Source organism: Actinosynnema sp. NPDC023658, assembly GCF_040639995.1.
Classification (GTDB): Bacteria; Actinomycetota; Actinomycetes; order Mycobacteriales; family Pseudonocardiaceae; genus Actinosynnema.
This window is the reverse complement of sequence record NZ_JBFAAX010001317.1, coordinates 1-1,327: the sequence shown is the minus strand read 5'-3', so window position 1 is coordinate 1,327 and position 1,327 is coordinate 1. Positions and strand designations below refer to the sequence as shown.

At 69.8% G+C, this 1,327-nt stretch carries 1 protein-coding gene; it reads left to right on the top strand.

Annotated features, from left to right (window positions below; genetic code table 11):
- A partial coding sequence (locus AB0G02_RS40625) for a carbohydrate binding domain-containing protein (protein WP_360805997.1) occupies positions 1-1,327 on the top strand: 1,327 nt, incomplete at both ends.

The window sequence follows — 1,327 nt, the reverse complement described above, 5'->3', positions numbered from 1 at the left end:
GCGCAGAACCGCCGTCCTCGCCGCCGTCGGCGCCCTGCTGGCCGCGGGACTGGCGATCCCGCCCGCGGCGACGGCCGCCGGGCCGAACCTCATCGCCAACCCCGGCTTCGAGGACGGCCTGTCCGGGTGGACCGTCAACAGCGGGAACGCGACCGACGGCGCGGCCCTGTCCCCGACCACCGACGCCTACTCGGGCACCGGCGCGGTGCTGGTGACGAACCGCAAGACGACGGGATCGGGGCCGGCGCAGGACCTGGCGGGCAAGGTGCAGGCCGGGAAGACCTACACCGTCACCGCCCGGGTCAAGTACGAGAACGCGCAGAGCCCCGCGACGAAGCAGTTCTTCGTCACCATGCACTACGGCGGCTCGACCTACACCAACCTCGGCACCGGGACCGTGCCGCGCGGCCAGTGGGGCCTGCTCCAGGGCACGTTCACGATCCCGGCCGGGCAGTCCGTCACGACCCCCCGCGTCTTCGTCGAGACGCCGTGGACGGCGGACCCGGCCTCCGCGCCGGCGACCCACCTGATGGACTTCAAGGTGGACGACGTCACCCTCCAGGAGTTCGTCCCGTCCACCACCATCGAGGTGCTGGGCAAGAACCCGGGTGAGGGCAACCCGCTGATCTCCCACAAGTTCGGCGCCGACGGCAACGCGTTCGTGCACGACGGTCGGGTCTACGTGTACATGACCAACGACACCCAGGTGTACAACCCCGGCCCCGACGGCACCTCCCCCACGAACACCTACGGCGGGATCAACACGATCACCGTGATCTCGTCCGACGACCTGGTCAACTGGACCGACCACGGCGAGATCCCGGTGGCGGGGCCGAACGGCATCGCCAAGTACGCGTCGCAGTCGTGGGCGCCCGCGGTCGAGAGCCGGGTCGTCGACGGCCGGGAGCAGTTCTTCCTCTACTTCGCCAACAACGGCGCGGCGACCGGCGTCCTGGTCGGTGACTCGCCGCTCGGGCCGTGGCGCGACCAGCGGGGCAGCCTGCTCGTCACCAGCCAGACCCCCGGCGCCTCGGACGGCCGCAACTGGCTGTTCGACCCGGGCGTGTTCGTGGACGACGACGGTCAGGGCTACCTCTACTTCGGTGGTGGCGGCAACGACAACTCCAACTCCTACGAGAACACCAACCACCCGAAGTCGACGCGCGTCATCAAGCTCGGTGACGACATGATCAGCACCGAGGGCGCGGCCGAGACCATCGACGCGCCGCTGGTGTTCGAGGCCGGTCACGTCTTCAAGCGCGCGGGCAAGTACTACTACTCCCACTCGTCCAACTTCGGCTTCGGCGGCCCGATCGACCCGAACGGC